General features: G+C 61.2%; 7 protein-coding genes. 3 read left to right on the top strand and 4 right to left on the bottom strand.

The annotated features are described in order from the left end of the window. Nucleotides 1–260 precede the first annotated feature (260 nt). Entirely contained in the window at nt 261–2,585 is a 2,325-nt protein-coding gene (locus AC1DIJ_RS11590) for a transglycosylase domain-containing protein (protein ID WP_112385038.1), read from the bottom strand. Between the two features lie 240 nt (nt 2,586–2,825). Here AC1DIJ_RS11590 and AC1DIJ_RS11585 point away from each other — a divergent pair, with 240 nt between their 5' ends. Beyond that, the gene (locus tag AC1DIJ_RS11585; protein WP_112385039.1) at nt 2,826–3,005 is read left to right on the top strand and encodes a hypothetical protein; all 180 of its coding nucleotides are present in this window, start codon (nt 2,826–2,828) and stop codon (nt 3,003–3,005) included. A gap of 192 nt (nt 3,006–3,197) precedes the next feature. Here AC1DIJ_RS11585 and AC1DIJ_RS11580 read toward each other — a convergent pair whose 3' ends face one another. After that, nucleotides 3,198–3,995 carry an SH3 domain-containing protein gene (locus AC1DIJ_RS11580; RefSeq protein ID WP_112385040.1) on the bottom strand — a complete coding sequence of 266 codons (798 nt, stop codon included), beginning with the start codon at nt 3,993–3,995 and terminating at the stop codon, nt 3,198–3,200. Between the two features lie 463 nt (nt 3,996–4,458). After that, nucleotides 4,459–5,844 carry a dipeptidase gene (locus tag AC1DIJ_RS11575; RefSeq protein WP_112385041.1) on the bottom strand — a complete coding sequence of 462 codons (1,386 nt, stop codon included), beginning with the start codon at nt 5,842–5,844 and terminating at the stop codon, nt 4,459–4,461. Nucleotides 5,845–6,060: 216 nt separating this feature from the next. On the opposite strand from AC1DIJ_RS11575, the gene AC1DIJ_RS11570 reads away from it, so the two are divergent. Continuing rightward, on the top strand, nt 6,061–8,439 hold the full coding sequence (locus AC1DIJ_RS11570; RefSeq protein WP_112385042.1) for a sensor domain-containing diguanylate cyclase: 2,379 nt from the start codon (nt 6,061–6,063) through the stop codon (nt 8,437–8,439). Between the two features lie 3 nt (nt 8,440–8,442). On the opposite strand, the gene AC1DIJ_RS11565 is transcribed toward AC1DIJ_RS11570, so the two are convergent. Continuing rightward, nucleotides 8,443–8,859 carry a MarR family winged helix-turn-helix transcriptional regulator gene (locus AC1DIJ_RS11565; RefSeq protein WP_112385043.1) on the bottom strand — a complete coding sequence of 139 codons (417 nt, stop codon included), beginning with the start codon at nt 8,857–8,859 and terminating at the stop codon, nt 8,443–8,445. Nucleotides 8,860–9,272: 413 nt separating this feature from the next. Here AC1DIJ_RS11565 and polA point away from each other — a divergent pair, with 413 nt between their 5' ends. Then, entirely contained in the window at nt 9,273–12,269 is a 2,997-nt protein-coding gene (gene polA / locus AC1DIJ_RS11560; protein WP_112385044.1) for a DNA polymerase I, read from the top strand. Nucleotides 12,270–12,341: the final 72 nt, after the last annotated feature.

The following is a 12,341-nucleotide window of genomic DNA, read 5'->3' as shown; positions in this document are numbered from 1 at the left end:
CCTTGAAGCAAGCTGTCGGAACCCTTGGTTAAGGCATTTCCCTGACAGCCCCTTGGGGGATGGGGGTCTTCGAACTAACGCAATCGTGATTGCGGTGATGCGGCGTATATAAGGAGCGGTTTTCGGGACTGCAAGGCGAGAAATAGCCCGAAATCCAGCAAAACGAGCGTGTTGTCTTCAATTTTTACAGTAGCCGGAAAACAAAGGTTTTCGGCTGCACGGCAGCGTAACTGCGCGTTGCAGATCGTCCCTTTCTGCTTCTACTGTCCCATGATCAGATCAAGCAGCGTTGTGCGCCGCGGCTGGGCCTGATGCACCGGCTGCCCCTGGCCGATATCGCCGGGCGGAACCGTGCCGTCATAGCCGTCGTCAGGCCCGACATCGCCGGGAGGAAGAGGGCCGCCAGAGGCCTGTTGCTGCTGCACGGGTGCCGGCGGATATTGCTCGGACGAGCCACCACCGAACACACCCGAAATGATGCCGCCGATCGTCGAGGGCTGCTCCTGCATCGGCTGCGGTTCGCCCTGCGCCATCGGCTGGTTGGCGATCGCGTTCGGGTCGGCAACGAACTGGCCGCTGCCGAACAATGGTGCTGGCGAAAGTCCCTTATGCGCCGCGATCATGAATTCCTGCCAGGCCTTGGCAGGGAGCCCGCCGCCCGTCACCTTCTTCATCGGCGTGCCGTCGTCATTGCCGAACCAGACGCCCGTCGTCAGGTTGCTGGTAAAGCCGACGAACAGCGCGTCGCGCGAATTCTGCGTCGTTCCCGTTTTGCCGGCCGCCTGCCAGCCGGGAATTTTCGCGCTGCGGCCGGTGCCGAACTCGATTGTGCCCATCATCATCGCGTTCATATTGGCGGCGATGGCTTCGGAAAGCACACGCGGCGGATTGTCGTAGGTGTTTTCGTAGAGCACCTTGCCTTCGGCCGTCGTCACCCGGCGGATCACATGCGGCGTCGCCTTGTAACCGCCGTTCATGAAGGCGGCATAGGATGCGGTCAGTTCTTCCAGTGTCACTTCGGATGTTCCGAGCGCTATCGACGCATTGGACTGAAGTTCGGTTTCGACGCCCAGCCGGTGTGCCAGCTTGATCACCTGGTCGGGGCCGTCATACATCACCAGCTGGGCTGCAACGGTGTTTAGCGACTTCGCGAGCGCCGTCGCCAGAGTCACTTCGCCGTTATACTTCTTCTCGTAGTTCTCGGGCGTCCAGTTGCCGATGCGGATCGGCGCGTCGTTGAAGACGGAAGCTGGTGTCAGGCCCTTCTCGAGCGCCGCCGCATAAACGAATGGCTTGAAGGAAGAGCCGGGCTGGCGCTTGGCCTTGACCGCGCGGTTGAACTGGCTTTCGGCATAATCCTTGCCGCCGACCAGCGCCCGGATTGCGCCGGTGCCGTCGATCGAAACGAGGGCGGCCTGCGAGGCGTCGAGCTTTACGCCCTGCTTCGACAGGATGTCGTTCAGCGCTTCATCTGCCTTCTTCTCCAGCCCCTTGTCGATCGTCGTGTCGACGATCACGTCTTCCTTGACCGCGCCGCCGATCAGTCCGGGCAGCTCGTCCATCACCATGTCGGCGACATACTGACCGGCGCCCGACCAGTAGCTCTTGGCCTTCGCCGGGGTCTGCGACATCGCCGTCTTGACTTCGTCGTCGGTAATATAGCCCTGGTCGCGCATCGCCTGCAGCACCACCTGGGCGCGGGCATTGGCGGCTTCCGGATCGCGTGCGGGCGACAGCCGCGTCGGCGCCTTCACCAGGCCGGCGAGCAGTGCTGCTTCGCCGAGATTGACGTCACGGGCCGACTTGTTGAAGTAGCGGCGGGCGGCGGCCTCGACGCCATAGGCGTTCGAGCCGAAATAGACGCGGTTCAGATACATCGCAAGGATCTGGTCCTTGGTGTATTTCTGCTCCAGCCAGAAGGAGAGCAGCACCTCCTGCACCTTGCGTTCCAGCGTTCTATCCGGTGACAGGAAGAGGTTCTTGGCAAGCTGCTGCGTCAGCGTCGAGCCGCCCTGGATCGGCTGTCCGGTCAGGTTGTTGACGAATGCGCGGGCAAGGCCCATCGGATCGACGCCAAAATGCGAATAGAAGCGCCGGTCCTCAATCGCCACGATCGCCTGCGGAATGTAAGGCGACATCTGCTCCAGCGGCAGCGCCTCACCGCCGGTGGCACCGCGATTGGCAATCACGCTGCCGTCCACCGAAGTGATCTTGACGTTTGGCGGTCTGTCCGGGATCGACCATGTGCTGGCGCTCGGCATGCGTGAGCCGTAATAGAAGACCAGTCCGGCCACGCCGATACTGACCCAGATGCCGAGCACGATGCACCAGTAGATCAGCCGGCGCAGCAAGGCGAAAAGCCCGCCGCCCTCACGCTCAGGCGGCTCGCGCCTTTCGCGGCGCTTGCGTTCAGGCGTGCGGCTGCGCGATGGCTTGGGGGATGGAGCGGAGCTGCGTTTTGCGCCGCGGCGGCCGTCGATACGGTCTTCGTCATCGAGCGCAAAATCGTCTTCGTCGTCCTCACGGCGGTCGCGGCCGCTGAAGGACGGTTCAATTCTGTCGCGTGATCTGCTTTTGCCTGCCATTCCGGACCGGTCGTACCCTTTGCCGCCCGCATTTCACTCGTCACGCGGAGCTACCCGATTGAATTGTAAATACGGCGATTTAAGGGGGCGTTAACATTATTGGATGAAGCCATTTGACGCGGTTCGAGCTCTCGCTTTTGCGCATAGCTGCCATTCGTTGCGAATGTCATGAAACTGACATATATGCCGCCATGTTGCGCCCAAGAAAAAAGCAATAAGCGTAATGCATAGGCATTTGTCATGAGCATCGATCTCAATAGAATTGAAGAAACCCGTCTGCGGGAAATCTGGAGCGTCCACGATTTTGCCCGGCAGTACCGTCTCACCAAGATGGAAGAGAGCCGGCTGAAGATGCTTCACGGCCCTTTTGCAGCGATGCAGGATCTCGTCGCGGCGCATAAGAGTGTCGTCATCTGGTAATTGGGAACCTTTAGGCGTCCCGGCTGTTTCTTCTGCAGCGGGACAGCCCCTCACGTTCCGCTTAAGGTCGGCCGTCCCCCCTCAATACGTGCCGATCGAAATCAGGCCCGGTGTCTCCTTCGGAGCGCCGGGCTTTTTTCGTTCGGCCTCTTCGGCAAACAGAAAGGGCGGCATCGCTGCCGCCCTTGGGGATCAATTGTTACAATTCGGATCGTCGGGCTGGCAGGCGCCGCGCGGCGGTCTGCGGCGGTCGTTGTCATTGTTATTGACGTCGCCGTGCTGCATGATGCCCCTTAGATTGTCGCGCAGACGCTGGCGGGCGGCATCATTGTTGTTTTCGCGGGCGTCCGGTTGACGGTCGGATTGCGGGCGGCGGTTCCGATCGCCGTCATCCCGTCTGCGGTCGGGGCCGCGGTTGAAATCCGGGCGCGGGTCCCCGCCGCGATCAAAATCCGGGCGGCGATCGAAATCTGGCCTCCGATCAAAATCAGGGCGCCGGTCAAAGTCCGGACGGCGATCGAAATCGGTACGCCTGTCGAAATCCGGGCGGCGGTCAAAGTCGCGGGGCGGTGGCGGGCGGTAGAATTCCGGGCCGCGGCGCCAACGGTCACGGTCGCGGTAGAAATCGCGGTTGCGATAGTACCGGTCCCAATAGTTTCCGACGCTGAAGACCACGGTCGGAATGCCGAGCGGTCGGTAATATTCCGGCCCCACATAGACGCGGCGGCTCTGATAGAGCGCCTGGACATAGCGGCCAGCGACCCAGCCGCGTCCGCCGTAGAACTCGACGTCACACCATGGGACGTCGGCAAGGCAGCCATGGATTTCAACGGATTCGCCAGCCGGGATGACGGCGACTGCCGGATAGCCGGTGCTCGGCCCGGCCCGCATGTTGACGTTGGCAGTCGCATAGCCTTCGGCGGCTTGTGCGATCGCCGGGGCAAGTAGAAGCAGCCCCGTTGCCGCGATCCTGAGAAGCGTGTTTCGCACGTTTCAACTCCCTATTGGGCGCGGCAAAGCCGACGCCTATATGTTCTCCAGCCGGCTTCGGGCCGGCATCAGACAAAGCTAGAGCGCTTGCCGGCTTTTATGAGGCGGCGTGCATTCACGTTGTCTTTCAAAGGCTTGTAATGTGTTTCCGATGAATGCAGCTTGAACGGCGGGGCAAAATCGCGGCGTCTTGAAAAGCGGCGTGCGAATGCCGATATAGGGTCCAAGAGACCGCAGCCCGGACGCGGCGAAGGCACGAGATGCCTGACGCGTTCTGATCCGAGGCGAAACGCCTTAATGGTTTGTTAACCTTTCCGGATCAGTCTGGCTGCAATATCTGCTTCCTCCTTGACCACGGATGTACTGGCACCGAAGCGAAGCAGATGACGAAAGGCCGGTTTTTGCCGGCCTTTTTGTCTGTCTGGATGGCGCGCGCTCTTTCGAGCTGCGCGCCTTTTCTGTCTTAAGCCAGTGCTTCCAGGATGCGCACCCAGGAGCGGATGCCCTTGTGGTAGGAGGCAAGCTCGTACTTCTCGTTCGGCGAGTGGATGCGGTCATCGGCAAGGCCGAAGCCGACCAGCAGCGATTCCATGCCGAGCATCTTCTGGAAATCGCCGACGATCGGGATCGACCCGCCCATGCCGATGACAACAGCCGGCTTCGGCCACTCGTCGGAGAGCGCGTTTTTCGCCTTGGTAATGACAGGTGAATCGTAGGACAGATGGATCGCCGGAGAGGCTCCGTGCGGGTGAAACTCGACCGAGCAGTCGGCCGGGATCTTCGAGCGGATATAGGCGCGGAATGTCTCGCGGATAGCGGCCGGATCCTGCTTGCCGACAAGCCGGAAGGAGATCTTGGCCGAGGCCTTGGCAGCGATGACGGTCTTGAAGCCTTCGCCGGTATAGCCGCCCCAGATGCCGTTGACTTCAGCTGTCGGCCGCGCCCAGGTGAGCTCCAGAACCGAACGGCCCTTTTCGCCCGATGGTACGGAAAGACCCACCTGGCCGAGGAAGCTCTCGGATGTCTGTCCGAGCTTGTCCCATGACGATTTGATGTTCTCAGGTGTTTCCTCGACGCCCTCGTAGAAATTCTCGAGCGTGATGCGGCCGGTCTGGTCATGCAGACCCGCCAGCGCTTCCGTCAGGATATGGATCGGGTTGGCGGCCGCACCGCCAAACAGGCCCGAATGCAGGTCGCGGTCGGCAGCCGTGATGACGACTTCCTCGCCGACGAGGCCGCGAAGTGCCGCCGCGATCGCCGGTGTCTCGTGGTCCCACATACTGGTGTCGCAGACCAGCGCGTAGTCCGCCTTCAGTTCCGCGGCATTGGCCTCCAGGAACGGCTTCAGCGACGGCGAACCGGATTCTTCTTCGCCTTCGAACAGGATGGTGACGCGGCAGGGCAGCGCACCGTTGATTTCCTTGTAGGCGCGGCAGGCCTCGACGAAGGTCATCAGCTGACCCTTGTCGTCGGCGGTACCGCGGCCAGTCAGGATCTTGCGGCCGTTGCCGGCATCCTTGATCGCGGGTTCGAAGGGATCGTTTTCCCAGAGCTCGATCGGATCGACCGGCTGCACGTCATAGTGACCGTAAAAAAGTACATGCGGCGCATTTGGTGTGGCGCCGTCGTGATGGGCTACCACCATCGGATGGCCGGGCGTGTCACGCACCGAAGCCTCGAAGCCCAGCGTCTTGAGATAGGCGACGAGCCATTCCGCCGCCTTGCGGCAATCGACCTTGAAAGCCGGATCCGTCGATATCGATTTGATGCGCAGCAGCTCAAACAGCTTGTCGAGGCTTGAATTGAGATTCTGGTCGGCGCGCGAAAGCACCGGGGTGACGTCAGTCATTTCCGACTCCTCTTGAAATTCCGGCCGGACGATAGACCAAAGGCCAGCGGGTTTCGAGGAGAAAAACCTATGTCGTTCAGTGGTCGCTTCTCGCAGGTCCGGCGAGTGTCCCACTTTGGCAATGTGTAATAAATGGAGAGAAAGAAATCACTAATGCAATTTACGGTTATTTAGCAAACACTAAATAGCTTGGCTGAAAACGCGGTGAGGTGACCAATGTTTTCAGTGATTGCTTGCGTCAGGGATTACCACGATTGGCGCCTTGTCGGGGCAGCCGCCATTGTTTGCCTCGTCGGCAGCCTGGCCACCATGCTGCTGCTGTCGCGCGCTCAGGAGTGCGACGCAGGGCAGCGGCGTTTGTGGATCGCCGCCTCAGCTTTTGCCTGCGGCATCGGCATCTGGGCAACGCATTTCATTGCCATGCTCGCCTATGACGGCGGCCTGCCGATCAGCTACGGGCTTGGTCTCACCGGTCTTTCGGTCGTGCTGGCGATCGCCGGCTCCTGGGGCGCGATCCTCGTCGCTTCGGAAGGGACAAGCGGCTACTCCTTCGCCTCAGGCGGCGTGCTGATGGCGCTGGCGATTGCCACCATGCACCTGACGGGCATGCAGGCGATCGAAGCGCAGGCAACGATCGAATACGATCCCTATGTCACGCTCGCCGCCGTCGTTACCGGTGCCGGCCTGGCGACACTGTCTTTCCTGACCTTTTTCAAGCTGACGGGCGCGAAGCGCATCGTCATCTCGTCACTGATTTTCGTGCTGTCGATCTGCGCACTGCACTTCACCTCGATGAGCGGCATTGTCCTTGTTCCCGATCCGGCCAAGGACGTTGCCCAAATGACGATCGCAACCGATGTCCTGGCAGCCATCATCATGGCTGTATCGACCGGGCTGATCCTTGTCGCGCTCGGCGCGGTCTTCCTCGAAAGCCACCTCACCGACCTGCGCGGCCTCGCCAACGCCTCGCTTGAAGGCCTGCTGATCCTGCGCGACGGCCGGATCATCGATGCCAATGAGCGCTTCCAGGAGATGTCCGGCTGGAAATTCGCCGAGCTTCAGGGAAATGTCCCCGATGTGGTCTTGATCTCCCATAGCGCGGACGGCGAAGGGCATCGCGAGATGCTGCTGATCGCCCGCGACGAAACCGAAATATCCGTCGAGGTGGTGGCCAAGAAGATCGTCTATCGCGGACGCGGCTGCGAGGTGCTGGTGATCCGCGATCTCACGGAGCGCAAGCGTGCCGAAGAGATGATCGAGCATCTCGCCCATCATGACGTGCTGACGGACTTGCCGAACCGCTCGCTGTTCGATACCCGCATCCGCCAGGCGCTGCAGATCGCTCACCGCAAACGCAGCCAGGTCGCTGTCTTCTGCCTCGACCTCGACCGGTTCAAGGCGGTCAACGATATCTTCGGCCATGCCGAGGGTGACCGCATCCTGTGCAAGGTCGCCGCGATCCTCAAGCGTTGCGCCGCCGATGGCGAAACGGTGGCGCGCCTGGGCGGCGATGAATTCGCGATCATTCAGCCCGGAAAGCAGCCGGAGGCCGCCCGCCGGCTTGCGGCCCGCATCCTCGATGAATTCGCTGCCGGAATGGACACCACGCGCGATCCGACCGCAGTCGGCGTCAGCATCGGGATCGCGCTCTTCCCCTCCGACGGAACGACTGCGGAGGATCTCTGCAACAATGCAGATACGGCGCTTTACCGCGTCAAGCATGCAGGTCGCGGCAGTGCCTGCTTCTTCGATGCGGAGATGGACGAGGCGGTGCGCGCCCGACGCCAGATCGAGAACGATCTGCGCCACGCGATCATCCGCAACCAGATCCATGTGAGCTACCAGCCGATCCTCGACACCAGGACAGGTGAAATCAACGGTTACGAAGCGCTGATGCGCTGGAACCGGCCTGGCCATGGCATGAGCGAACCCAATATCTTCATCCCCATCGCCGAGGAGAGCGGCACGATCGTCCAGCTTGGCGAATGGGTGCTGCGGCAGGCCTGCATGGAGGCGGCGCGCTGGCCAGATCCGCTATCCATAGCCGTCAATGTTTCGCCGGTGCAGTTCATGCTGCCCAATCTCTACGATCAGATAGCCGGCATTCTAACGGAAACCGGGCTTGCCCCCGCCAGGCTGGAGCTGGAGATCACCGAGGCCGCACTGGTGCGCGATCGCGCCCGGGTCATGGCAACGCTGGTCAGGTTGCGCGAACTCGGCGTCAGGATCGTCATGGACGATTTCGGAACCGGCTTCTCGTCGCTGAGCAACCTCAGGACTTTCCCCTTCGACAAGATCAAGGTCGATCGCAGCTTTACCGGCGCGCTTGAACATGACGCCGCGGCGCGCTCGATCGTCCGTGCGATCATCGGCCTTGGTCATAGCCTCGGAATGCCCGTTGTAACGGAAGGCGTCGAAACCGAAGTGCAGCGCCAGATCGTCATGGATGAAGGCTGCGCGCAGGTGCAGGGGCTGTTGCTTGGCAAGCCGGATATCGAACCCAGCATCAAGGCGGCGGCGCGCGAGAGCTTCCTCTCCGCCCAGACGGGAACCGAGGTGCTGAAAATTCACCGCACGGCTACGCGCCAAGGATGACCCTCAGATCTTCTTCGCGTTCTCCAGAAGCCGGCGGATATATTCGAGCATCAGCTCGCGCTCGAAGGTCTTGAAGCCGTCGAACAGCGCCAGATCCGCTTCGCGGGCCGTATCGACCGCCTCGTCCCGCATCGCCTGCGCTTTGGGCGTCAGGAATATCAGCTGGGCCCGCTTGTCGGAGGGATGCGGGCGGCGCTCGATCAGCCCGTCGCGGACCATGCGCGACAGCGTATTGGCCATCGTTGCCTGCTCGATATCGACCCGCTCAAGAAGCTTTTTCTGCGTCAGGCCATCCTCGGCCCACAGTTCCAGCAGGATTGGAAACTGGCCGGGAGAAAAGCCGAGACGCCCCGCGCGCTGTTGCAGCGAGCGGGCGAAACCCTTCGCCAGCTGGCTGGCAAGGTAGGCTCCCGAATCCATGCGATTAAATCCCATGATTGTAGTTAGGCCCAAAAGCGCGGCTGAAACAATGCAACAAATCGCATGCGATGGATCAAAAGATGCCTTTTTGTTTCAGATTTATCCATTGATGCAGAAAACAAAGCCGCCATGGTCTGGAGGTTGACCATGGCGGCTCAAAAATGGGGACAAAGGCCCGGAGAGGGGAATGAGGCCTTTGTCCAAGTCTGATGCGGCGGGGGACAAGCCGGGTATCAGACCCGCGGCGCGATCAAACGCCGGTGACTTTGATTTGTGATCTGGAATGTGGTTTTTCAAGGGAACGCGAATAAGCCGCCGATTACAAATTGGTAACAGTTCGGTGAAGGGGTGAATCCCGGATGCCACAGAACTTTATATGGATTTCGCGATGCCTCCACGCTATCCATGCTGCCATGAAAAAAGGCGATCATCTCTTCCTCGTAGACGGCTCCGGCTTCATCTTTCGCGCATTCCACGCGCTGCCGCCGCTGACCCGCAAATCCGACGGTTTGCCGGTTGGCGCCGTCTCCGGCTTCTGCAACATGTTGTGGAAGCTCCTGACCGACGCGCGCGACACCTCGGTGGGGGTGACGCCGACGCATCTGGCCGTCATCTTCGACTATTCCTCGAAGACCTTCCGCAAGGATCTCTACGACGCCTACAAGGCGAACCGCTCGGCGCCGCCTGAGGAGCTGATCCCGCAATTCGGCTTGATCCGCCAGGCAACCCGCGCCTTCAATCTGCCCTGCATCGAGACCGAAGGTTTCGAGGCTGACGACATCATCGCCACCTATGCCCGCCAGGCCGAAGCCACCGGCGCCGACGTCACCATCGTCTCTTCGGACAAGGACTTGATGCAGCTGGTGACGCCGAATGTCCACATGTACGACAGCATGAAGGACAAGCAGATCGGCATCCCCGACGTCGTCGAGAAATGGGGCGTGCCGCCGGAGAAGATGATCGACCTGCAGGCGATGACCGGCGATTCGGTCGACAACGTTCCCGGTATTCCAGGCATCGGCCCGAAGACTGCGGCGCAGCTGCTGGCCGAATATGGCGATCTCGATACGCTTCTGGAGCGCGCCCACGAGATCAAGCAGGAAAAGCGCCGCCAGACGATCATGGAAAACGCCGATAAGGCGCGTCTTTCGAGAGAGCTCGTGCGGCTGCGTCTCGACGTTCCGCTGGAGCTCAAGGTCGAGGATTTGGTGCTTGAGCCGCAGAACGGTCCGAAGCTCATCGGCTTCCTGAAGACCATGCAATTCACGACGCTGACGCGCCGCGTCGCCGAAGCCTGCGATTGCGATGCCAATGCCATCGAGCCTGCCGAAGTGGCGGTTGAATGGGGTGCCGCAGCGCACGGCCCGGATCTCGATGTGGCGGAGCCCGCCCCGGTTGCCGGCGGTATTCCGGATGTAGCCGGCGCCTCCGTTCCGGTGCCGGAGAAAGCCAGGGCCGCTGCGGTCGAGGGTGCCTTCGTTGCTGCCGATCTTGCCAAGCAGCGCGCCGAAGCCTTCACTGCCTTGCCGTTCGACCATTCGGCTTATGTGACGATCCGTGATGTCGCGACGCTCGATCAGTGGATCGCCGCTGCGCGCGATACCGGCCTTGTCGCCTTCGATACCGAAACGACGTCGCTTGATGCGATGCAGGCCGAGCTCGTCGGCTTCTCGCTGGCGATTGCCGACAACGCCAAGGATCCGACAGGCGTGTCGATTCGTGCCGCCTATGTGCCGATCGGACACAAGACCGGCGTCGGCGATCTGCTCGGTGGCGGGTTGGCTGAAAACCAGATCCCGATGCGCGATGCGCTGCCGCGGCTGAAGGCGCTGCTGGAGGACGAATCGGTTCTGAAGGTGGCTCAGAACCTCAAATACGATTACCTGCTGATGAAGCGCTACGGCGTCGAGACGAAGAACTTCGACGACACGATGCTGATTTCCTACGTCCTTGACGCCGGCACCGGGGCCCACGGCATGGATCCGCTGTCTGAGAAGTTCCTCGGCCACAAGCCGATCGCCTACAAGGACGTCGCCGGAAGCGGCAAGTCGAACGTCACCTTCGACCTCGTCGATATCACCAGGGCAACGCATTATGCCGCCGAAGACGCGGATGTCACCCTGCGCCTGTGGATGGTTCTGAAGCCGCGGCTCGCCGCCGCCAAGCTGACGACGATCTACGAGCGTCTGGAGCGTCCGCTCCTGCCCGTTCTCGCCCATATGGAAGAGCGCGGCATCACCGTCGACCGTCAGATTCTCTCGCGCCTCTCGGGCGAGCTGGCGCAGGGCGCTGCACGCCTCGAGGACGAAGTTTATACGCTGGCGGGCGAGCGCTTCAACATCGGTTCGCCGAAGCAGCTGGGCGATATCCTGTTCGGCAAGATGGGCCTCGAAGGGGGCACGAAGACCAAGACCGGCCAGTGGTCGACATCGGCAAGCGTTCTCGAAGACTTGGCCGCGGCCGGCTTCGAGCTGCCGCGCAAGATCGTCGACTGGCGCCAGCTGACCAAGCTGAAGTCCACGTATACCGACGCGCTTCCGGGATACGTGCATCCGCAGACCAAGCGGGTTCATACGTCCTATTCGCTGGCCTCCACCACGACCGGCCGCCTTTCGTCGTCGGAGCCGAACCTTCAGAATATTCCGGTCCGCACTGCCGAAGGTCGCAAGATCCGCACGGCCTTCATCTCGACGCCGGGACACAAGCTGATCTCGGCCGACTACAGCCAGATCGAACTGCGCGTGCTGGCCCATGTCGCCGATATCCCGCAGCTGACCCAGGCCTTCGCCGACGGCGTCGATATTCATGCCATGACCGCCTCCGAGATGTTCGGCGTTCCTGTCGAGGGCATGCCGAGCGATGTCCGCCGCCGCGCCAAGGCGATCAATTTCGGCATCATCTACGGCATCTCGGCCTTCGGCCTCGCCAATCAGTTGTCGATCGAGCGTTCCGAGGCGGGCGACTACATCAAGAAGTATTTCGAGCGCTTCCCCGGCATCCGTGACTACATGGACAGCCGCAAGCAGATGGCCCGCGACAAGGGCTATGTCGAAACCATCTTCGGCCGGCGAATCAACTATCCGGAAATCCGCTCGTCCAATCCGTCGGTGCGCGCCTTCAACGAGCGCGCTGCGATCAATGCGCCGATCCAGGGCTCGGCGGCCGATGTTATCCGCCGCGCGATGATCAAGATGGAACCGGCACTTGCCGAGGCTGGTCTGGCCGATCGTGTGCGCATGCTGCTGCAGGTGCACGACGAACTGATCTTCGAAGTCGAGGACGCCGACGTCGAGAAGGCCATGCCGACCATCGTCTCCGTCATGGAGAACGCCACCATGCCGGCGCTGGAAATGCGCGTTCCGCTCAAGGTTGATGCGCGCGCGGCTAGCAACTGGGACGAAGCGCACTAAGCGCTTCGTCCGATATTTGCAAAGATTTTTCTTAAAGATCCAAGTCTTTGATTCCGTTTGATTTACGGTGAA

The sequence above is a fragment of the Rhizobium sp. 10N427 genome, from assembly GCF_056394605.1.
Note: the sequence above shows the minus strand (reverse complement) of the source record. Positions and strands in the feature narration are given on the sequence as shown.